Origin of the sequence: Pseudomonas sp. NY15437 (genome assembly GCF_048068435.1) — a bacterium.
In the GTDB taxonomy this organism is placed as follows: Bacteria; Pseudomonadota; Gammaproteobacteria; order Pseudomonadales; family Pseudomonadaceae; genus Pseudomonas; species Pseudomonas nitroreducens_B.
In genome coordinates this window covers 119,550-139,609 of the sequence record NZ_JBLUQC010000017.1, presented here as the reverse complement: position 1 = coordinate 139,609, position 20,060 = coordinate 119,550, and the positions used below count along the sequence as shown (strand labels likewise).

General features: G+C 56.9%; 17 protein-coding genes. 5 read left to right on the top strand and 12 right to left on the bottom strand.

Translation table 11 applies throughout. The features are described from left to right. Positions 1–83 precede the first annotated feature (83 nt). The gene (locus tag ACNFIA_RS28160; RefSeq protein ID WP_416790314.1) at positions 84–446 is read left to right on the top strand and encodes a hypothetical protein; all 363 of its coding nucleotides are present in this window, start codon (positions 84–86) and stop codon (positions 444–446) included. Positions 447–471: 25 nt separating this feature from the next. Next, entirely contained in the window at positions 472–882 is a 411-nt protein-coding gene (locus ACNFIA_RS28155) for a hypothetical protein (protein ID WP_416790312.1), read from the top strand. Between the two features lie 159 nt (positions 883–1,041). Here ACNFIA_RS28155 and ACNFIA_RS28150 read toward each other — a convergent pair whose 3' ends face one another. From ACNFIA_RS28150 to ACNFIA_RS28140, 3 genes are all read right to left on the bottom strand, one after another. Then, positions 1,042–3,465 carry a TonB-dependent siderophore receptor gene (locus ACNFIA_RS28150; protein WP_416790311.1) on the bottom strand — a complete coding sequence of 808 codons (2,424 nt, stop codon included), beginning with the start codon at positions 3,463–3,465 and terminating at the stop codon, positions 1,042–1,044. A 97-nt stretch (positions 3,466–3,562) separates the two neighbouring features. Further along, positions 3,563–4,537, bottom strand: a complete 975-nt coding sequence (locus ACNFIA_RS28145) for a FecR domain-containing protein (RefSeq protein WP_416790310.1) — start codon at positions 4,535–4,537, stop codon at positions 3,563–3,565. Then, a complete protein-coding gene (locus tag ACNFIA_RS28140; protein ID WP_416790307.1) occupies positions 4,534–5,049 on the bottom strand; it encodes a sigma-70 family RNA polymerase sigma factor in 516 nt (171 codons plus the stop codon). Before ACNFIA_RS28140 ends, ACNFIA_RS28145 begins: the two co-directional genes overlap by 4 nt. A 457-nt stretch (positions 5,050–5,506) precedes the next feature. Here ACNFIA_RS28140 and ACNFIA_RS28135 point away from each other — a divergent pair, with 457 nt between their 5' ends. Then, positions 5,507–5,818, top strand: a complete 312-nt coding sequence (locus tag ACNFIA_RS28135; RefSeq protein WP_081596642.1) for a DUF2845 domain-containing protein — start codon at positions 5,507–5,509, stop codon at positions 5,816–5,818. Positions 5,819–5,858: 40 nt separating this feature from the next. Here the strand turns inward: ACNFIA_RS28135 and ACNFIA_RS28130 are convergent, their stop codons facing one another. From ACNFIA_RS28130 to ACNFIA_RS28120, 3 genes are all read right to left on the bottom strand, one after another. After that, the gene (locus ACNFIA_RS28130; protein ID WP_416790306.1) at positions 5,859–6,968 is read right to left on the bottom strand and encodes a hypothetical protein; all 1,110 of its coding nucleotides are present in this window, start codon (positions 6,966–6,968) and stop codon (positions 5,859–5,861) included. Between the two features lie 538 nt (positions 6,969–7,506). Continuing rightward, a complete protein-coding gene (locus ACNFIA_RS28125) occupies positions 7,507–9,789 on the bottom strand; it encodes an ATP-dependent helicase (protein WP_416790305.1) in 2,283 nt (760 codons plus the stop codon). A 219-nt stretch (positions 9,790–10,008) separates the two neighbouring features. Beyond that, entirely contained in the window at positions 10,009–11,511 is a 1,503-nt protein-coding gene (locus ACNFIA_RS28120) for a hypothetical protein (protein WP_416790302.1), read from the bottom strand. Between the two features lie 701 nt (positions 11,512–12,212). Between ACNFIA_RS28120 and ACNFIA_RS28115 the strand changes: the two genes are divergently transcribed. After that, positions 12,213–12,791: a hypothetical protein gene (locus ACNFIA_RS28115; protein WP_416790301.1), complete on the top strand. Its 579-nt coding sequence runs from the start codon at positions 12,213–12,215 to the stop codon at positions 12,789–12,791. Positions 12,792–13,084: 293 nt separating this feature from the next. Continuing rightward, entirely contained in the window at positions 13,085–15,235 is a 2,151-nt protein-coding gene (locus ACNFIA_RS28110) for a hypothetical protein (RefSeq protein WP_416790298.1), read from the top strand. 134 nt (positions 15,236–15,369) lie between these two features. Here ACNFIA_RS28110 and ACNFIA_RS28105 read toward each other — a convergent pair. The 6 genes from ACNFIA_RS28105 to ACNFIA_RS28080 all read right to left on the bottom strand — a co-directional run bounded on the left by ACNFIA_RS28105 (position 15,370) and on the right by ACNFIA_RS28080 (position 20,034). Continuing rightward, positions 15,370–16,592 (bottom strand): IS3 family transposase gene (locus ACNFIA_RS28105; protein ID WP_416790296.1). Its coding sequence is split into 2 segments (ribosomal slippage): positions 15,370–16,247 and positions 16,247–16,592, totalling 1,224 coding nucleotides; the frame shifts between segments, so codons are not numbered across the junction. Positions 16,593–16,908: 316 nt separating this feature from the next. Continuing rightward, complete coding sequence (locus ACNFIA_RS28100; RefSeq protein ID WP_416790294.1) at positions 16,909–17,088, bottom strand: hypothetical protein; 180 nt, start codon at positions 17,086–17,088, stop codon at positions 16,909–16,911. A gap of 22 nt (positions 17,089–17,110) precedes the next feature. Continuing rightward, entirely contained in the window at positions 17,111–17,293 is a 183-nt protein-coding gene (gene csrA, locus ACNFIA_RS28095) for a carbon storage regulator CsrA (protein ID WP_416790292.1), read from the bottom strand. 69 nt (positions 17,294–17,362) lie between these two features. After that, a complete protein-coding gene (locus tag ACNFIA_RS28090) occupies positions 17,363–18,274 on the bottom strand; it encodes a hydrolase or metal-binding protein (protein WP_416790291.1) in 912 nt (303 codons plus the stop codon). 79 nt (positions 18,275–18,353) lie between these two features. Then, the gene (locus ACNFIA_RS28085) at positions 18,354–19,358 is read right to left on the bottom strand and encodes a YqaJ viral recombinase family protein (RefSeq protein WP_416790290.1); all 1,005 of its coding nucleotides are present in this window, start codon (positions 19,356–19,358) and stop codon (positions 18,354–18,356) included. 82 nt (positions 19,359–19,440) lie between these two features. Beyond that, positions 19,441–20,034, bottom strand: coding sequence for a DUF4339 domain-containing protein (locus tag ACNFIA_RS28080; RefSeq protein WP_416790288.1), 594 nt, complete (start codon positions 20,032–20,034; stop codon positions 19,441–19,443). Between the last annotated feature and the right edge of the window lie 26 nt (positions 20,035–20,060).

The window sequence follows — 20,060 nt, the reverse complement described above, 5'->3', positions numbered from 1 at the left end:
CTGACCGCTTCGATTTTGAATTCTTCGGGGTAACGCTGGTTGCTCATGGCACCTCCTGATGGGCCTCATTATGAGGCTTGGAGGTGTCTACGAAACTAGGGGCGATTCACACCAGCATATTCTCGGCACTGGCTCAAGGAAAACCGTCTAGTGGGTACATAGGCGTCGGACTGATACCGTATGTCGAAGGAATCTACGAAGAAATCTGCAACCAATATGACGGCGTGAAGGAAGCGGACTTTCTGAGAGGTTGTCTGGAGGTGCTATTTAGAGGGGAGGCTGCCCATCCGGACAAAACTTACCAAGACCCCGTATTTGTCGAGTTCATGTCTCGCTTTTTCTCCAAGAAACTCCCGCCTTCACTGCAGTCCTTGGTGGAAGATGTCTATCAGCAAACATCCTCGGATGTGCGAATTGGCTGGGCGAGCGGGCAGGTGATTCTCTGAGGAGAGAAATTAAGTGGAATGCTTATTGTACGTTTTAGCCGAGGCGAAGAGCCAAGAGCATTTGGCTCAGGTGTTATTGAATCTGTCTGTCGAAAAGCCCGTGATTGAGGACGATGTCGAACCTCAATGGCAGCCCTTGTTTCTCGCCTTGGAATTTCTTCCGATGCCGGATTCCGCGCTGACGCTTAAGGATGAACGACTGCTGGTGAGTTGGCCAATTCAACCGACTACTTCGCCCTGCCGCTATCTCGAGGCTTTGCAGGGTGCCGATCTGAGGTTGCTAGGTGTGATGGAGGCCTATGAAGACGGTGGCTATCAAACGATCGCCTTGGACACCTCAGGGAAAAATGGACGGTTCTCGGAAGAGCCCGTCTTTTGCGCTCCTGGAAGAGTTGCGGCAATCCTAGGTGCAGGGTCGACAGGCCTGCAGAACTGACTTCCGCTTCTGGCCGATTGCTGACCGAGGCTAAGGGCCTCAACCTAGAGCGGAAGGTCATAAACGTCCGCGAACGGTTACAAAGCAAACGGCCCGAGGTTTGAAGCGAATATTGCAATCTCGCCGCAACCCGCTGGGCTGCGGCGAGGCTTGAACACCTCAGTTCTCGTATCGCAGAGTGAAGGAGAAGTTGCGCGGCTCGCCGTAGTAATTGCCCAGGTTCGAGTTATAGATCGAGGCGTAGTATTTCTTGTCGAATACGTTGTCGAGATTCAGTTGCGCACTCAGATTGCGGTTGATCTGGTAGTTGGCGTTCAGGCCGACCAGGCTATAAGCGCCTTGCTCCACGTTGCCCAGGTAGACCTTGCTCTGATGGTAGAGGTCGCCGCCCACGCGCCAGTCGCTCAACTCTCCAGGCAGACGGTAACTGCTCGCCAGTTTGAACAACCGCTGGGGGGCGGTTTCAGTTGCGTAATCAGTGCCCTTGCGGGCTCCGGCCACATACTCGGGGTGGCTGTAGGTGTAGCCCACTACCGCATTCCAACCCTTGAGAATCTCGCCAGACACCTCAGCCTCGAAACCGCGATTGCGTACCTTGCCGCCTTCCTCATAGCAGGTTGAGGTACGCCCCGGCCCGCAAATACGTGCTGCGCCAGTAACCGCCTGGGGCATATGGCTCTGGTCGACCTGGAAAATCGCCAGCGAGGTATTGAGCAGCCCGTTGTAGAACTCGTTCTTAAGGCCTATTTCGTAGTTACTGCCAGTGATCGGGTCGAGCAGCTTGTTGTCAATGTCGTAGTTGTTTTGAACCTGATAGATCTCGGTGTAGCTGGCGTAAACCGAGGCGCTGTCAGTCAGGTCATAGACCACACCGGCGTAGGGAATGACTTTTCCGTCTTCCTTGAAGCGGTCCTCATAGTCGGCAGAGGCGTAGTCGACCCAGCTGAAGCGGCTGCCAAGGATCACATGCAGGTCGTCGGTGGGGTTCAACCGGGTGGCGGCATACACTCCCTTGTCCTTGCGCACGTTACGGTACTGGATGCGCTCGTAGCCATAAGTGGGCGAGGCCACTTGCGACGGGGCGAAATCAAGGATGTCGACCACGCTTGGGTTGTTGTTGTAGCGCGATTCGTTGATGAAGCGATCCTTGCGTGCGTTAGCGCCGAACACCAGTTCGTGGCGTTGGCCAAGCAGGTAAAACGCGCCGTTCAGCGCCGCATCCAGGCTGATTTGCTCATCGTCGTATTTGGTGTCGTTGGTGAACAGGCGGAACTGGTCATTACCAATGTTGTTGCCGTAGAGCCCGAGAAAATCTGCGTTCGACCAGGTCAGGTTGGTGTTGACCGTCAGTTTCCAGTCATCGTTGAAGGCATGCTTGATGTCTGCGAATACGGTGCGATTTATTTTGTTCAGGTGGGCCCAGCTCGGCGCAAAGGAGCTGGAGCGCGACAGTGGATAGAAGCTGCCATTGAGTTGCGTGGGAAGACCGCCCCAGTCATAGCCACCGTGATAATCCTTTTGCAGCACGGTACCCAGACTTACGGTAGTGGCTTCGCTCAAGTCGGCTTCACCAATGGCGTAAAAGAGCTGGTTCTCTTTGTCAGCGCGATCTACAAAACTGTTGCCGGCGTTGTACAGCAGCACTGCTCTGGCGCGCAGTGTTCCCTGTTCGTTCAACGGCCCGCCCACGTCGATCTGGCTGTAGTAGTTGTCCCAAGAGCCAGCGCCGATTTCGGCTTTGAACTTGTAGGTGTCCGTTGGGCGCTTACGCACCAGGTTGATGGCTGCCGAGGGGTTGCCCGCCCCCTGCATCAGACCGTTTGCGCCGCGAACGAACTCTACACGGTCGTAGATTGCCATGTTGTTCACCGAGGTCACATCCATCGAGTAACTCTCGGAAATGCTCGTTGGAACGCCGTCGTATTGCAGGTCGTTTACCTGGAATCCACGAGAAAAATATCGCGAGCGCTCGGTGCCAAAGTCCTTGGCTGTGCTGATGCCGGTGGCAGCCCTGGCCACGTCTTCCAAAGACTGCATATTTTGGTCGTCCATTTGCTGGCGCGTGACGACGCTGACCGACTGAGGCGTTTCCCGCAGCGAGAGGTTCAGCTTCGTCGCGGTGCTGGAGCTGCCGGTGGTGTAGGAGCCGGTGCCTTCGGTCACCGACCCCGGGGACAACCCCGAGATAGTCAGAGGATCCATTTCCAGGGCACCTTCGGCGGCGGGAATGGGCTGGATCAGCCAATTGCCGCCGGCGCTCCTTCGAGCTGCCAGCCCACTGCCGCTCAGCAGCTGATCCAGGCCACTCTGTACGTCGAATTCTCCATGCAGCGCTGGCGCCTGCTTGCCCTGGGTCAGTGATGGATCGAAAGGCAGCGTGATCCCGGCAGCCTGGGCAAACCCGTTCAGAGAATCCTCCAGCGCGCCGGCGTGTAGGTCGTAGCGATGAGTCCCGTTTTGATCAGCGTGCACGCCGACGCTGGCCAGTGACACGACGGCGGTGCTGCTGAGGAGAATGCCGCGAAGGGTGAGGGCGAGGGTGGTGCGACGCAACGCTCGCGACGGCGAGGAAAGGGATGGCATGGATAACGAGCTCCTGGGCAATGGCAGTGTGTTTTCCTGTCTGCCGAAGGGCTCGGAAAAAAACCGTAATCGTTATCGAGAATTTTTTGCATTGAGCTCAGCGAGCGACGATACGAATCCACAACGACGTGAAGCGCTGGACGCGCAGCGGCATCGAATCGGCCAGGGCGTCGAGGACGTCATCAATGTTGTCGAGCTGGAATACGCCGGAGACTTCCAGCGCAGCAATGGACGGGTCGCAGCTGAGCCATCCCTGGCGATAGCGCCCTAGCTCCTCGATCAGGTCGGCCATGCGCATGCGCTTCGCCACAAGCTGGCCGCGTGTCCAGGCACTGGCATTCATGGCGCTGTTTTCGACCTGTCGAGTGCCTGAACCTAGGATCAGGTATTCCTCGCCCGCCAACACCCGGATCGGCTGTGCGTCTGCGCGATGGATAGCGACGATCCCGTCCTCGACCCGCAAACGCGTTCCTTCGGCTTCATCGCGCACTGCAAAGGCGGTGCCGATGGCCTGCAGTCGAGCATGGCGGCTCTCCACCCATAGGCTGCGATAACCCGCCGGTACCTCGCTGTCCTTGCCCGAGTCGATGAAGATCTCGCCGCGCAGCAATGTGATCGTCCGGCGCTGTGCGGTGAAGCGCACGTCCACCGCGCTGGAGGTATTGAGCTGCAGACGAGTGCCGTCGCTCAGGAGGAACTGCTGATGCTCACCAACACCGGTGACGTAGTCCGCCCCCCAGGTTGCTAGCGGGCGCTCACGCAGTCCCCAGCCACTGAGGCTGCCGATTGCCACGCCAAAGCCCAGCACCTTGAGTGCCTGGCGGCGGCCGTGACGCTTGCCCTGCAGGCGTTGCAGGATGTCCAGTGCGACACCGCCGGGTAGTTCGGCCATGCGTCCGAAGGCCGACTCGCTGGACTGCAAGGCTTGCCAGGCGGTTTCGTGAATCGGATCTGCCTGCCGCCAGAGCAGGCAGGCCGTCTGCGTTTGCTCGTCCGCATAGCCCGATTGCAGACGCACCAGCCAGCCGATGGCCTGGTCGAGTACTGCGTCCGGCAGTTCCCTGGTGCTCATTGCTGTGCCAGAAAGCAGTGGCGAATGGCGGTGGCCATGTACTTCTCCACTGAGCTCAGACTCACGTTCAGGCGCTCGGCTATTTCTTTGTAGCCCAGGCCCTCGAGCCGTGACAGCAGAAACGCGTTACGTACCTTCGGCGCCAGGCCATCCAGTACCGCATCGATTCGCGCGAGGGTCTCCAGCAGGATCAACTGCGACTCCGGGGAGGGCATCTCCGCTTCGGGGAGATGGGCAATGGCTTCCAGATAGGCCTTCTCGACGCGCTGACGGCGCACCCTGTCGATCAGCAAACCGCGGGCGACGACGCTCAGCCAAGCACGTGGCTGCCTGACTTCCAGCAGTTGCGTTGGCTTGCCGAGCAGGTGGACAAAAGTGTCGTGGGCCAGGTCGGCTGCATTGTCTGCGTGGCGCAGGCGTTTGCGCAGCCAGCCGAGTAACCAGGCGTGGTGATCGAGATACAGCGAGTGAATGTCGGCGTGATGGACGCTGGGAGCGGGCGGAGATGTCAACGCGAATCCTTGCGTGATAACGGCTTGCAGATGCGAATTTATCGCATCTTAAGTGGGCTTTATCCAGACGGCAAGAAGGACGGTTACTGGAAATAGGGAGATGGGGACGCCTTTTGGCTTTCCGATACTGGTCGATCGCCGCAACTGATGAGGGTCGATATAGACCCATAGCGGACTACCGCTCAATAGGTGCTGCGATAAATGAACCAGGTAATGAGCACGACGAATGGAGCGAGCAGAACGCCGGTTTCCGGGGAAGTGCTCCGCGGTCTGGATCAACTCACCTCAAGTAATTTGACGGAGCCTTTAACGACCAATGGCTCCCTTCTTATACTCGTCAACAGCCATTATCGAGACGTGTGCCAATGTTGACGTGTGTAATGACGCTCGGGTGCAAGGGTGTGGTAGTCTTAAGACGGGCCGATTTTCTGGCGGATTATGTCTCAAGGAGTACGTTATGAGGTTTAGGGAATCTTGCATTGGTTTGTTGTTTGGCTTGCTTGCTTTTGCTGCAACATCTACTCAAGCAGCCACAATGCGTTGTGGAAGTAATTTGATAAGCGAAGGCGAATTGATAGTTGATGTGATTAGGAAGTGTGGTCAGCCAGCGCAGCGTCAGGTTGTGGGTCCTGCTGTCGACGCTAATGGTTACGTAGCAAAAGGCGCTGCAACAATTGAGAATTGGGTTTATGGCCCCAGCAATGGGGCATATCAATACCTGCGCTTTGTCGATGGCAGATTGGTTGAAATCCGCACTCGAATGAATTGATGGCGGGCGCAGGTACTCAGTGAGTACCTGCGAAGGGGCATTACCCCGCAGTGCCGATGACATCCAGCAGAGTAGCGATGGGGGTACTTTGAGCGCTTGCGACAATGATCGTCGTGTTCGCCCCAGCATTGCTGACGGTTTGTTGAAGGTTGTTTGCCGTTAATTGCGCGCCGTTGAATGTGGCGCTGAAGAGTTTGCCAGCTCCGGCAATAGAGAGAAGTTGAAGCATGGTGTTGATGTTTACTGCTTGAGCAGTGTTAATACTGATCTTGGTCATAGTCCCCGCTGCAGTCAGCGCTTGCTGCAGATTATCTGCTGTCAATTGCGCGCCATTGAAGTCTGCGCTGAAGTTCTTATTGTTGCCCGCATTCTGTATGGCCTGAAGGAGGGCCGTGATGTTCGCCGCCTGGGCGGTGTTGACGCTGATGCTCGAGTTGGTTCCTGCCGCGCTGACGGCTTGCTGAAGGTTGTTCGAAGTCAGTTGAGCGCCATTGAAATCGGCGCTGAATTTCTTGGTATAGCCAGCGATGCTAAGTAACTGTAGCAAAGTTGTGATGTTGATCGCTTGGGCGGTATTTACGCCAATCGAAGTATTTGTGCCGGCGGCGGTAAGAGCTTGCTGCAAGTTTGTGCCAGTGAGCTGGGCTCCGTTGAAATTTGCACTAAATGCCTTGCTGCTGCCCGCAGCATTTATCGCCTCGAGAAGGGCGGTAATATTCGCCGCTTGAGCCGTGTTCACACCGATACTTGTGCCTGATTGCGCGGTGGCTACCGCCTGCTGCAAATTATTTGCGGTGAGTTGGGCACCATTGAAATCGGCGCTGAAATGTTTGGTGGTGCCCGCGGACGATATTATGGAAAGCAGAGTGTTGATGTTTACCGCCTGTGCAGTATTGACGGCGATGTTGGTGTTGCTGCCGGACGCATTTACTGCTTGTTGCAGATTATTTGAGGTCAACTGAGAACCATTGAATGTGGCGCTCAGGTGCTTGGTATTTCCCGCGATGCCGATGACCTGGAGGAGCGTGGTTATGTTGACGGCCTGAGCCGTGTCGATATTGATGGTTGTGTTGGATCCCGCAGCTGTAATTGCCTGCTGGAGATTGTTTGCGGTAAGGGCTGAACCATCGAAATTAAGTACAAGCTTCATGTTTTGCTAATTCCTTTTTGCAAGTCGAATCGGAGGTGGTCGCTTCATTCAGCGGCGAAAAGAAACTAGAAGTGATTCTTGGAAACGACAAGGCATTTTTATTGCGATGTCTGCAACAGACTGTTGTAGTAATTAATTGCCGATTTGTTGATATGGATCATTGTGCTTTGAGTGGGGCAATAAGGTCGGGGCCTTCCTCTAGATGGTTAATCGTTTGCTGGCTCGACAAACACAAGTTCCAAGTGCACAGACCAGGAGTAACCCCGGCCTCCTTACGCCGGCGGGGGCGTCTGTGCAACGAATCGACTAGACCGGGCCGGGTACTCTGGTGCTCCATGACACAGACACCTACACACAGAGCACGTGTCTGCGCTGTATACAAGGTCTGCTTCGGGCCGATTGCTGCCTCAGGTGAGAGGCGGCTACCGACCCATTGCAGTCGTGCGAGGATGGCCTAATCTGGTCTGTGCGGTCATTGCGTGTCTACGAAACTTGGGACAGGGCAAAGTGAAGCCCTTACTGAACTAGAGTGCCGACTTTATGCCGGCGCTATCTCCATCGGCGCCATGCTGGCCACCAGCAGACGAGTATCCCCATCGTCAAAAACGACTCGTAGTACGCGATCGTCGATCCATTTGTCGATGGTTCCCCTCCCGAAGATGGCGTGAACAACCCGCGTTCCTTTTGCCGCGCCGAAGATATCTTGGCTTGTTCCATTGGACGCGGGGGAAGAGGGTTGCGGGCGCTTTGCATAGCGCCAGTCTTTCGAGAAGAGAAAGGTCGCGAAATAAGTATTGGCGATCTCGGGGCGCGCCACCTCTCCAAGGGCTGCGAAGCGTTCTTCTTCGACAGCGGCTCCTGCATGCCGAGCCAAGGCAATATCCATTTCCCAGAGAAAGCGAGATACGGAGCTCGCCTCCGGATGCGTTTCATTGATATCCGGGCGCTCCAGGCTGCGCTGAAACTCTAGGTCGTTGGGGTGAGCAATGAAAACCTCATCGACAGCGCGGGTGATGGCTACGTAGAACAGCCGGCGCTCTGCCTCGATTTCGTCGGCGCTTAGGTTGTCTCTGGGGATGACACCTCTCACGACACCGGGTACGAATACCCTCGACCATTGCGCCCCTTTTGCTCGGTGAATGGAACTGATCCACACGTGAGGTGTTGTGGGAGGCTCCATCGTCGATGAGTCGATAAGCGGGTCAATGCTATCCAGAAACGCATCGATGCTACCTTCATGTCGGCTGGCGATAAGCCGGAATGCCTGGATGTTGGCCATGACCGCTGCTGCTTGATCTGCAGTGGGAGACTGCTTTTCGATATTTCGTTCGAATTCCGTTGCCAACAGATACCGGTCCAGGACGGTAAGCACCTTCTCCTGCGGATCGGTGGCAGTCGCCAGGATCTCGAGTAAGTCCGCACGGTCACGGATCTGGTTGGCTTGAAAGTCTTTGGTTTGCGGAGTGATGGTCGATCGGATGGCCTCAACAAGGCGTTCTGGCTGGCGCACTACGATCTCTACAACACGGTTTACCGCAGCTTTGTCCAGATAGAGGGTGGGGCGGTGCAGCAAGCTCTTGATGACATATCGGAGCTGGTCGGCTTCCATGCTTTTCCACCGGCCGCTAGCCAGTTGGAGAACACCGAGCAGTGCGCTGATCTCCGGAATGCGCATCAGCGGTGGTCGGCCATAGACGTGATAAGGGATGCCTCGTTGGTGCAGATCTAACTCCAAGGTGACGCTCAGATCGTAGGTCCTGACCAGCACGGCAATGTCCTGTAGCTTCACCCCAGTGGTGAGCAGCTCCGCTACGTGCTCTCCAAGGTCGGTCAGCCCAAGTGCCAGTGGCAGGCAATGGATGCGTGTGCGTGGAGTACCCTCGGCTGAGATGCTGATCTTTGGGTTGCGATTGGTATTGCGTGTGATCACCTGGCTGGCAGCGATCGAAAGCATATGGCCAAAGCGGAACGTGTGCGGCAGGGTGTAACGGGTGGCATCCGGGAAGTCTTGCTCAAAGCCGCGGATGAGGTAGTCGGGCTCCGCACCGCGCCAATCGTAAATGGCCTGGTCTTCGTCCCCGACGAGCATAACCTTGGCCCTGTCGCCGGCGAGGATTTTCAGCAAGGCGATTTGGATACCGTTCATGTCCTGGGCTTCATCGACGATGAGGTGATCAACCCGGTTTTGGACGTATCGCTGTGTCGTTGGCTGGCTCAGCATCAGCTTGACGGGGTCGTACAGCTGGTCTTCAAAGAACCTGACTCTCAGCTGCGCTCGGTGTTCTTCATAGATACGAAATGCCTCGACGTACCCTTTGGCCATTGAACTGTACTGGTGTGCTTCGAACACGTCTTCGGGGTTGTGCGTGCTCGATTTGACCAGCAACAAAAAGGAGATGAATCCATCTATCAGCTCCTTGTCTGGGGTGACATTGCTGCCGTTGATGGCTTTAAAAACCCGTGTAAAAGCGTCCTTGGCAATCTTCGTCCGTAGATGGTCCTTGGGCTCTATCCTGGCCTCTGGGAGCAGCCCACTCTGGACAAGTCGATTGACGATCTTGTTGCCCATCGAGTTGAACGTTCTGATTTCTGGCGCAGTACCTTGGACTGCCTGCTCGAATCGCCGCCGGAACGATAGGGCGGCGTCTCTATTGAACATGACTACGGCGATATGGGCTGGGCTGAAGTCTCGCAGGAGATGTCGGACGCGGCCGATCAGTGTCTCGGTTTTTCCCGAGCCGGCTACTGCCGCCACAACTGAGTGGGCACCTGGGTGCTCAATGACCTGCAGTTGCTCTTTCGTGTATGTCCGCTCTGACATCGCTCGCTGCCCAATTTGAAACGAGGAACACCATTCTATCCGGTAGAGTGCTGGTCGCCGCCTGGCCTGAAAGTGGTCTGGTCTGTCCCGGGCTGAGTGGACACTGACTTTAGGTGGATGGACTACCCCCGGTAAGATAGACATCCCCGACCTACGCTCAGGCGAGATACTAAGTGGGCGCCCATCCTTTCTAGGATGGGCTCCTCAGGTGGCTTCGAGTCAGTGCACCTGGCACTCCTGCGTGAACTCTTCGAGCATGTCGTGAGTCACCAACGCCTCGGTGTTTTCGGCGTGTACTGCATCGGACTTCTTCTGCACGCAGGCATCGACGTCACTATTGGAGGCTTCTGCCGATGCAACGGTGTTTAGCTCGTCGGTGTTCACTTCCAGGCCATAGTCGGATTTTGCGTTCGCGACCTGACCAGGTGCTGGCATGTCTACCAACTGCTCGAATCGTGCTACGAAACGGTCGCCAAAGTAGGTGCTGGCTTCTTCGAAATCGCGCTCGTCACGAACAGGCCATGGCCATTGATTTCTGTCCGGAATCAGAGCCACCTTGCCGGGGTACTTGGCACTCAACTCCGGCGGCAGAGTCAACAGCAACTGTTTCACAACGCCGGCCTTCCAGACGATGATCGCCTTGAGCTCGCCTTTATTGTCGAACAGTCGCTCGTGACCATCTTTGACTACACCGGTGGGGCCGTAGTTTTCGATAGTGACTCCCTGGTATTCACTATCCTTATTGCCCGCAGCCCAGACAGTCGCGGTAGCTTTAATCAGACGGCCTTTGTCCCACTGCAACTCTCGGATGACGTTGCCGTTGTCATCCCAGTACTGTTCCTCCCCGTCCTTACTCATGTCGCTGTCCATGTACTGATTTACATCGTCGCTCAGTGCAAGCAGGTTCACGTGATGTTCACGCTTGCCAGTGCTGTAGCTGTACTTGTCGATGGTACGAGAGCGAATTTTGCCGTTTTCGAACACGCTCAACTCGGTGACTTCGCCCTTCGGCGTGAACTTTTTCTGAACGCCATCCTGGACACCGTTGGAGTAATGCTGCTCGCTTTCGATGTAGAAGTGGCCATCGGCAATACTGAGCGTTTTCTGAGTGCCGTGCAGTTGGTCGTTTAGGTACGTACGCATCTGCGTGCCACGGTTGTCGAAGCCAGTCCGCTTGCCTGCCGTCCACTCCAGATCAGCGATCAGCGTTTTACCTGAGTCATCCCAGGCACGTTCACGGCCATCCAGCTTACCTGCAGTGTAGTGAGCTTCGAGAATCTTCCCTCCGGTCTTGGGACTGAACTGCTCTTGAAGGCCGTCCTGTAGGCCGTTCGCCCAGTTGCCAGAGAATGTCTTCTTGCCGGACGCAGGATCGAACTTCTCGTCCTTACCGTTGCGTTTGCCGGCGGAAAACTCGCCAGTGGCCAGAACCTTGCCGTTGTTGTCAGAGCAGATCACTTCCCCGTCAGGCAGGCCTTTCTTGATATCCATAGCGCAGGAGCCGAGGCTGATGACACCGAGAAAATTCATCGGGTAGTTCAGGACGCGGCCAGTAAAGGGATCGTCTGCATGCACCTTGTAGATCAGACCCTGGATATCCTGGGTTTGGCGAGCATCGACCTCTTCGTCGAAGCAGCCAGAAAGACTAAGGGCAGCTATGGTGATTGTGCTCAAGGCAAAACTACGGCGGGTATTTTCTAACACCAGAATCTCCTTATTCATGGGCCGGTTAGTACCGGTCTGGCAGGCTCAAGATTGCGCAGTTTAGGGCGATTCAAAGGGCTGATGTCAATTTGATGCTGCGCGTTCGCCAGTAATGTTCCAATGACTCGCACTTGCACCAAGGATCTGTATGCAGGGCGCACTCAGGTGCAAGGAAAGTCTGTTAATAGGCTGGCTTAATCGATCTTGAATGGATCTGGCTGTACCAGTAGAACGGGCGCTGCCTGCAGCGAGCGGTCAGGCTTAGCGGAACTGCGCATCCGATGATGCATTGTTGTAGCCACGTCGCCGGAGATCAGCACTCGGGACGCAGTGCTCGAGTTAGAGCAGTATGAGCAGAGCTGCGAGCCAGGCGGGTTTAGCAGCAGACAAGCGGAGCATTCAACCGCTTTGCCTCCCCAGTCTTGGACTTCACGAATTGGGAGCATTTAACGTTTTCCCGGCGATAGCCTCGTGCCGCGACCGAGCAGAGCTTTTTCGTGGGTTATTGACAGGGCGGCGTTCAGGCGTAAATCGTTGGGGTCTTGTCTTCGCTCAATCGCTTGGATATCTTCTGCTTCAAGGCGGTGATGGTCGCCTGGCGCCTGTTACGCGAAGCAAGAGCCCATCGCTTAACCTCCCCCGAAGAACCATGGCAATCCCATCATGGACAGTCCGGTGAACAGGCAATCGGTCGTCGCGTCCATGGCACGAGGAATGTCATGTTCACTTTTTCCGCACTGAACGTTTTTAAGTCTCTTTCTAAAACCATTGCTCAGCAGTACGGTCGGCAGCTTTCAGAGGCACGAGAGCGTCTGTCTCTCAATGCAGGGTTTTCCTGTTACCACGATCTCCAGAATGTTGGGTTGCGATACCCCGATGACGCACGCCTGCTCCGCGTCGCCTTTGGCGTTGAGAGGTTCGCTGACGTGTTTTTTCTCACAGACATACGCGAGGAGTTGGCCGAGCAGGTTACTCAGCGAGCCCTCTTGGACTGCCTGGCACCAAAGGCTTCGGGTATCAGATTTCACATGGACAACCTGTTCGTGGAGAGCCGGTATGACGCCGAGAAAGGAATACTGATTGCCCGTGGCGAAGCCGAGCTAACCCGCATCGAGCAATTCCGCTATGCACAGCAGTTCCAATGGTTCAGCGCAACCTTGGACTTTGAGGTGAAGTTCCGAGAGCAACGTTGGCGGCTGGTTTCCTCATCAATCTCAATGCGCCTGGAAGCTAATGAGGAGGAGGGCTTCATTGAGGACTCAATCGATGACTTTCCGCCCACAGAGTTCTGGGATTAGGTTGGGAGCTAATGCTCCCCTCCTGTCGCGTCTTTGGGCTGGGAGGAGTGCCTCAGATACCCCGCAGCATGGCAACTATTGGCTGTGGATTGCTGCCTCTAGTGAGGGGCAGCTACCGACCCAAAGCCGGCGGACGCGAAGGACAGGGATCGGCCAGAAGCGAAAACTCATCAGATTCAGTTCACTTTCTGCTTTGCAGCGATTGTGGTCGGTGGTGAAGCGCGCCGCACTTCGCCGGAGCCGGATACCGGCATTGGACAGGCGGCGTTCGCCGCGGGGAAAAGGAGAGCGCCTTGAGTGTGAAGATTAACTTCGACAACGAACTGGCGGTTGCCAGCATCCTGCTGGCCGACTGGGCTCCACCGCTGATCGAACACCTAGGACGTTACTTTGACGTCCGCGAAGGCATGCTTCGGCTGGACTACGCCCACCTGTCTACCGAGAAGATCAGCGATGCGTCCAATTGGCTATTGAATTCCTTCCCCGATCGTCAGCGCTTTGAGTTCGAACTCCAGAGTGCGGCAATGAACGGGCCGATAGCACTGACCCTCTCAATTCTTGGGTACGGATCTATCGGGATCAAGGATTCATCGTCCATCCTAGACCGGAATGCCTACCTATCTGCCCAAGAGGCTTTCAGGAAGGACGTGCTTCAAGGCGACTCCCCGGCCTTGCGCGACACCATCGTGGCGGAGATCGCGCCGCGTGCGAAATGGGTGAGTTGGCTGCTGGCTGCCCATTCACATGACCGATCTCGTTTTTTGGATGATCGGGAGATCATGGCGGCGCTGTTGGCAAGTACGTCGGAGGACGATTACATCCATTGCCTTGAATTAGTGGAACCACGGAGCGACCAGAGTAATTGGGCCTTCGAGCAGTTGGTCGAGCAGCATAAGCAATTCGTACTCGACTATTTGGAGGCCAATGTGGGCGGGATCCCTGGCTCTCAATGCTGCAAAGTGCCTAATGTTGTCTTCTCGCTTTTTGCGAACTCTCCAACGGTGCAGAAGTCCCGCTGGGCCTGCGAGCAGGTTCTCGATCGAGCCGATCCGGCGGTCTTTCCTCGGCTGATCCAACATTGCCACGCGATCGAGGCGGACGATGTGCGCAGTCTGTTTCTGCGCTGGCGCAACAATTCGAAGACAGAGCAGAAAGATTATCTCAAGGAATGCGTTGCCAAAGCCTATTCGACGCTTGCTGCGCTGTCGACGCACACCATGCCTTCAGACCTCGCGCTTGCCGCGGCCTGGCATGAGCTCGGGGAGCCAGCGCAGTCCCGCCAGCAAAGCGTTGTCGCACGCCTAAGGGAATTGCCTTCCGGGACGTGGGGTCGAGAGTCGCTGTGGAGCCAACTGGGGCCCGCCGCCCGGGAGGCCTGGCGGCAGGATATTTTCGACCAAGTGAGGGAGGAGCCAGAGCTGGCCCAGGGACTCCTCGATTTCGCCTGCTTTTGGCTCGAGCAGACGGCGTTCGCCGAAGTCGAGCCGGTGCTTCTGCGATTGATGGATGATGAAAATCACCTGGCTTTTGCGAGCCGGCTCGCTAGCGCTGGCCCAAGGCAGAAGCAGCTGAGGGCCAAGGGGGTGGTACGGTCCGTGCGGGGGGCACTGGACCTGGAGGGGCCAGTAGGTCAGAGCGAGAATACCACAGTGCTACCCAGCGTCGGTGCCCAAACCTGGTTGGGCAACCCGTCCGTGGAGCGCCTCATTCATAAGGCGCTCAGCCAGATCGAGGAAGAGTTTTGCGACGAGTATTCGGAGACCTGGGGAGAGGACGAGGAGGCCCATACTGCGCGCTTACTGGCCCTGACGCAGGAGGCAGTACGCAACGCGAGCCGTCGGCTGCGCCAGCTCGAGGTCACGAACCAGTGTACGTATCCGAGCCTGTCGGTGAAAGTGCGTCAGCCCGGGAAGCGGGAGGAAGGGACCAACACGCCCGCCGGGGCTCCACTGGGGGCCGATGTGCTGTTCCTAACCCGTATTGTGGACGAGGGCAAAACGGTGATCCAGCGGACCACCCTTGTACAGGTGAAAAAGCGAAGCGGCACTGGGTCGGGGAAGAGCTTCGGTTCTACGATAGGTGTCAACCTGCGGCAATGCGAGGACATGCTCAAACAGTCTGAGCACGCCTATTACCTGTTCGCGACGCCGGCCTGGTCGCGCCCGACGCTTTGGGTTGCCCCGGCCCGGCTCGTTAGGAACTTGACCCAGTTGCACACAAGCAAAACTTCGGTCTCGGCGTTACAGGTGCGGGACGCTAGCTGCTCCTATGCGGATTTCTTCCTGCACTACCTAGTCGGCCTGTGGGCTGGCGACGAAGATGAAGTCATCCTCGCCGTTGCCAACGGCGATCCCCGGCTGGGGCGAACGCCTCGCCACATCGTCGATATCGAGGTTCGTCGCCAATCGGATTGGGTGGACGCTCGGACTGTCGGTGAGAAATGACTCAGCTCAGCCATCTCCGGGCATGCAAATATGCAAAGCGATTACGTGCTTTGGGTCCGTAACTGCCGCTCCACAGAGGCAGCTAACAGCCGATTCTTGGACTTGCCCCTATCAAACCGGACACCGGCACCCCGTTAAGTTGATGCCTCAGCCAAGCGCCTGAACTCCCGAGGTGAGCGGTAGTTCAGTGCGCTGTGCGGATGTTCCTCGTTGTAATGCTCGAAGGCGATGGTCAGGTTGCGCAGGGCCGTCGCTCGATCGGGCTTGGGCATGTGGCGGATGTAATCGCGCTTCATGGTCTTCACGAAACTCTCCGCCATACCGTTGCTCTGCGGGCTGCACACCGGGGTGGTCAGCGGCAGCAGGCCGATCTGCCGGGCAAAGGCGCGGGTCTGTTCGGCGGTATAGGCCGAGCCGTTATCGCTCAGCCATTGCACCGGCGACGCCGGCAGCTCACTTCCGAAGCGTTGCTCTACGGCTTCCAGCATTACGTCGCGAACATCGTCGCCACTGTAGCCGTTTGCGCTGGCCACCCAACTGATGGCTTCGCGGTCGCAGCAGTCCAGAGCGAAGGTCACGCGTAGTTTTTCGCCGTCCTCGCAGCGGAACTCGAAGCCATCCGAACACCAGCGGGTGTTGCTCGTATCCACGGCGACACGACCTTCATGACGCCGTGCCACTCCCGGCTGTTTGCGTCGGCGCTCCAGCAGCAGATCGTGGTCTCGCATGACGCGATACACCCGCTTCACGTTGACCGGTGGCTGGGCCTGCTGCTCATGCTGCCGCCGCAACAGGCCCCAGACCCGCCGGTAGCCATAGCTGGGCAACGCGCCGACGGCCTGCTTGATCTGTTCGACCAGGGCCGCATCGTTGAGCGTCCGGCGACGATGTGGCTGCAGCACGGGAGTGGGATGCTTGAATCGAGCCGTCAATTGCGAGCGCGCCACACCGAGACTCTCACTGACCGCCTTCACTGGTCGTCCCCCGGCAACAAGGGTGAGTGCGCAATCCATTTTCGCGAGCGGGCGATCTCCACTGCTTCCTTGAGGATCTCGGCCTCCATGGTTTTCTTGCCCAGCATCCGTTGCAGTTCGCGGATCTGCTTGAGGGCATCGGCCAACTCGGAGGCCGGCACCACCGCTTCACCCGCACTGACCGCCGAGAGGCTGCCGTCCTGGTAAAGCTTGCGCCAGTGGAACAATTGGTTGGGGTTGATCCCGTTACGCCGGGCCACCACCGAGACGCTTTGCCCGGGCTCGAAACTCTCGCGCACCATGGCCAGTTTCTCCTCGACGCTCCAGCGGCGACGCCGCTCCTGGCCGAGCACTTCGATGGTTTTGTCTTTGCTGGTAGTCATAAACACAGTCGTTTGCCTATCCCTTATGGTAAGGGGGAAACGGTGTCCTGTGTTTCAAGGGGCTCGTTCAATTCTGTTGAAAAGACCTCTCCGCGACGTTTGCTCACGAAAGGGCGTGGTCGACATTGAAATCTAACTCGCTCAGAAGACGGGCTATCTTGGTTTTTACGTAGCAACACCAAAATTGAGCATTTTTTGAACTGCTAAAAAGCTGTTCTCCCAGAGGCCGACTTTTTCAACAGAATCGGCCGGAAGCTGTCTGTCGATCAAAAAATAAAACGCAGCAGGAGCCCGACGGGCTCCTGCTTATGACGCTTTATCTCTTAGATTTGTGAACTGCCTTGGGCCTAAATTGAAAGAGGACAAGGGTCAGCACGATGACCAGCATCAGTGGCCAAAAACGCACCGCGATGATCACCAGCGCCACTACGGCTGCACTACCGGCGAAGATGCTGATCAACACAAACAACAGGCCTAAAAAACGCATCAAACCCATGGAAGATCTCCTGCGAGACTGCCTAGCAGCAGGGCGGTGCCGGGTTAGTTTGGATGCGGCGATAGACTTCATCGCGATGCACCGTGATGTGGGGCGGCGCGGAGATTCCGACTCGCACCTGGTTGCCTCTGATGCGAAGAATGACGACCTCAATGTCATCGCCAATGCGGATGGTTTTGCCGACGCTGCGTGTGAGGCTAAGCATGGTTCTTACTCCTGTGGGTATAGGTCGGCCTCGAGCTGATCTCGATGCCTGTCGTCGTCCATTGGTGAATTACTGATTGCGTGCTTGGGCCCTATCACGCAGGAGCGCCGAGAGCGTGGGGCGTGTGGTTAAGCTGCCAGGTGTGCCCGCTGTGGTTGGGGATATGCCTGCAGCGGTTGGGGCTTCTGGAAGGAGCTCCTGGACTATGACTTCACACGCATCTTCGTTGTCCTCGAAGGCTCCATTGGCTAACCCCAAATGCGCTGCTGCGTCCAGGGAGCTCTGATCAAAGCCTGCAGCCTGTCGTGCCTCATCGACTTCACGAGCATGGTGAAGCGCTTCTTCCATCGACATGCCGTTACGCACAGTGATGTCCACGTAGAAGATCGGCAGCCCGTGACTTTGTCGTGTCGACTTTCCACGAATACGTAGCTCCAGCGGAAGACAGGCCAAACGATTGCCGGAGATTGCCTGGAGGTACTGCAGTCGAGCCGCCAAGGTACGAATGCTGTTGAAGCCCGTCGTACGAAACACAAAGCTGCCTAGTGAGTCCTCATCTCCAATGGCAACATTGAGCCGGCCATAGGGCTTACAGGCGCCGCCCTTGGCGAGTGGGCAGCCGTCAGGCGAAGGGCAGGGGAGTGACTCGATTCCTTTATCGCCACGGCGCTTGCAGGTTTCGCCATTGCCCATGCAAATCGGCCGTCCGGTTTGGCGATCGAACAGGCAGTACTCAGCGCGAAAATTCAAATCAGGAGCATTGAACAGCAGGCGGATTGGGATGCTACGAATCTTGCCGCCTTGCGCTTTGCGTAGCTCTTCGTCGATAGGGTGTAGCAGCCAGTGATCCCGCAACTGAACCTGTGTGGTGATGGTGAATTGGTCGTCTTTCTCCGGTAGGCGCTTGCCGTTCTTCTCCACGACCTTGCCGATGGAAATCCGCCCGATCACTGGCGGGGTAATAGCCAGGCCTTTGAGCATTGGTGGTTCTCCAGTGGATGAATAAAAAAGGCCACCCCGATGTGCAATCGCACTGGGGTGGCCAATGGGGGAAACGCATTCAGAGAATCAAGAACCGACGGCTGCCGGTCTTGGTAGCGGGGTAGCGTGCGAGGAGGTAGGGCTTCTCTTTAAGGGCTTGGGCGACATCGAGCACTACGCTGTCCTTGGCTTTGCGCCAGGACACCACGCCGCTGGCGAACACTGCTCGACTGGCATCTCCCATGGCTTGCTGCAACTGCTGCTTCAGCTCCGCCTCGCGCTTGCCCTGACGGTCGAGAGTGGCGCGCACAGATTTCAATTCATCGAACGCCGATGACAGGATGACGTCTTCAGAAAAATCCAGTGTGCGTCCCTGGTCCAGGGGGTACAGACAACGCAAGGAACGCTCCGCCGATTCAGACCCATCTGCAGGCGGTGGAGTGTCACGAAGAACGTAGCCCCAAAACTCCTTCTCCAACTCAATGAGCCAATGGATGAGTTCGTCATCACGTTCGATGCGGTGGATCTCCAAGTGCTGACCACCGAGTAGCACAGCCACATCGGCAGCCTGCTTCCCGGTGACCGCTAACTGGTGCATCACCTGCAGTTGTACGTAGACCGGTACGCCTTCCTTCCAGAGACGAGCACCGTTGATGCCGGCGGTTTTGCACTCGAGTATCTGCACATCCTCAGCGCCGGTGACTTCACGATCGATGTTTGCGAGCATCCAATCGAGCTTCGCGTCAGGATGCTGCAGCACGGCATTGATACGGCGTACTCGATTGCCTGTGCGCTGGGTGTAATGCCGCGCGACGATCGATTCCAGGATGTTGCCCCAGTAGGTGGGGCTTTCCTCATCGTTCACATCGCTCTTAGGTAATCCTGAATCGCGGCCGGTTTTCTCCAGCCATAACTCCAGCTGTGACTTGTAGGGGTTAAGGCCGACAGCAGCGGCTGCATCGGAGCTGCCAATGCCGCGCTTGCGGACAGCAAGCCAGTCATCGCGAGACAGATCCTTCGTGCTTACCAAGCGTAGGGCAGGGCGAGGTAGGTCCGAGCTGGGGGTGAGATAGGCGTGGGCCATAGAAGCCTCCGGGCATAAAAAAGCCCAGCAGGTCTTCACCGGCCGGGCATGCAAGGGATTTGCTGCTGGTGCGTTGGGGCGCTTAGCCCTGGTGAGCACCAATGCTGATGAAGAAACAGACGATCCAGGTGATGAAGTAGGCGAGGTTTTGGTTCAGCAGTTTGGAGCGCTGATACAGGTAAACCGGCACCACAAATACCCAGCCTTTGAAGCGGCTGACATCATGACCGGCTTGCTTGAGGCGCTTGGAGTCGAGCACGGATAAGCCAATGTTCAATGCCAGGGTGACGTACCAGTAGCGGTTCTCCGACATGGCTCGCTCCCACTGCGCTTCATCCGCACCGAACAGGCCGGCGACGAAAGACTCCAGCAGGTAGCCAATGATCGGGGCGAACGCGATCAGCCAAACAATTTTGTTGTTCACGCCGGATCCGGTGAGGGGTGGCGGTCCGAACTCATCCAGGTGCTGGCGAAGCTCTGTTTGCTCAATCTTGGCCCATGCGGTCATGCCTTTCTTCCAAACCATCGAGCCGTAGGTCAGCGTTCCACTGCGGATCAAATCGATGATCTGCTGTTGATCGAAGCCGCCTTTGCGTTCGCCGTTCTGCTCGTAGTGCCATTGATTGCCGACTGCGTCAGCGCCGTTGGATTGGGCGTTATCAAAACTGGTGCTCATGACATTTCCTTAGGGTGAGCCGGCCC

What these genes read in the sequence shown, in the direction of transcription:
- ACNFIA_RS28125 (WP_416790305.1), bottom strand. Translation starts at nt 9,789, where the DNA reads ATGTCAGAGCGGACATACACGAAAGAGCAACTGCAGGTCATTGAGCAC.
- ACNFIA_RS28085 (WP_416790290.1), bottom strand. Translation starts at nt 19,358, where the DNA reads ATGGCCCACGCCTATCTCACCCCCAGCTCGGACCTACCTCGCCCTGCC.
- ACNFIA_RS28115 (WP_416790301.1), top strand. Translation starts at nt 12,213, where the DNA reads ATGTTCACTTTTTCCGCACTGAACGTTTTTAAGTCTCTTTCTAAAACC.
- ACNFIA_RS28130 (WP_416790306.1), bottom strand. Translation starts at nt 6,968, where the DNA reads ATGAAGCTTGTACTTAATTTCGATGGTTCAGCCCTTACCGCAAACAAT.
- ACNFIA_RS28145 (WP_416790310.1), bottom strand. Translation starts at nt 4,537, where the DNA reads ATGAGCACCAGGGAACTGCCGGACGCAGTACTCGACCAGGCCATCGGC.
- csrA (WP_416790292.1), bottom strand. Translation starts at nt 17,293, where the DNA reads ATGCTTAGCCTCACACGCAGCGTCGGCAAAACCATCCGCATTGGCGAT.
- ACNFIA_RS28150 (WP_416790311.1), bottom strand. Translation starts at nt 3,465, where the DNA reads ATGCCATCCCTTTCCTCGCCGTCGCGAGCGTTGCGTCGCACCACCCTC.
- ACNFIA_RS28100 (WP_416790294.1), bottom strand. Translation starts at nt 17,088, where the DNA reads ATGGGTTTGATGCGTTTTTTAGGCCTGTTGTTTGTGTTGATCAGCATC.
- ACNFIA_RS28120 (WP_416790302.1), bottom strand. Translation starts at nt 11,511, where the DNA reads ATGAATAAGGAGATTCTGGTGTTAGAAAATACCCGCCGTAGTTTTGCC.
- ACNFIA_RS28135 (WP_081596642.1), top strand. Translation starts at nt 5,507, where the DNA reads ATGAGGTTTAGGGAATCTTGCATTGGTTTGTTGTTTGGCTTGCTTGCT.
- ACNFIA_RS28080 (WP_416790288.1), bottom strand. Translation starts at nt 20,034, where the DNA reads ATGAGCACCAGTTTTGATAACGCCCAATCCAACGGCGCTGACGCAGTC.
- ACNFIA_RS28090 (WP_416790291.1), bottom strand. Translation starts at nt 18,274, where the DNA reads ATGCTCAAAGGCCTGGCTATTACCCCGCCAGTGATCGGGCGGATTTCC.